Below are 650 nucleotides of genomic sequence, written 5' to 3' on the forward strand. Positions count from 1 at the left end.
CATGATGATGTGCATAGGCAGCAGTCCGAGCCAAAAATGGATTCTGCCGTCTTCTACAGCATTGCGCAGGAAGGTTAGCCCGTTTTGGTAAACCAAAAACAAACCGATGGCAATCAGGATATTGTAGGTATGGCCGCTGCGCGGATTGAAATAGGAAAGCGGTACGGCAAGCAGGCAGAGCAGGAGGACGCTGACGGTCAGCGAGATGCGCCACATCAATTCCGCTTGGTGTTGGGGATTGCTGCTGCCAATCAGTTGTGCGGTCGGAATGGTACGGCGGTGTGAAACAGGGTCGATGAGTTTCGGCGTGGTGCTGATAATCAGGCTGAGGTGTTGGAAAGAAACGCGGTTGTAATCGGCTTTGCCGGGCGTACCGCTGTAACGGTAGCCGTCGCGCAATTCAAGCGTACGTTTGTTGTCTGTCAGCGAAAAATTGCCCTCTTTGGCAAAAACGATGTTGTCGTTGCCGTTTTTGTCCTGCTCGCGCAGGAAGAGGTTTTTCATGATGCCGGATTCGGTATCGAAGGTTTCGACAAAATAAACCCTGCCGTTGCGCTTGCCCAAGCTATTGAACTCGCCGGCTTCCACCAAAGACAACTCCTGCTTCTGCTTCAAAATTTCGGCATATTCACGACTGCGCAACTCTGCCC

At 52.2% G+C, this 650-nt stretch carries 1 protein-coding gene; it reads right to left on the bottom strand.

Features of this window, described 5'->3' with window-relative positions:
• The coding region (locus ACTHUR_RS15055) for an LptF/LptG family permease (RefSeq protein WP_440399416.1) at positions 1-650 on the bottom strand (650 nt) is incomplete at both ends.

The sequence above is a fragment of the Neisseria sp. P0021.S007 genome, from assembly GCF_051956855.1.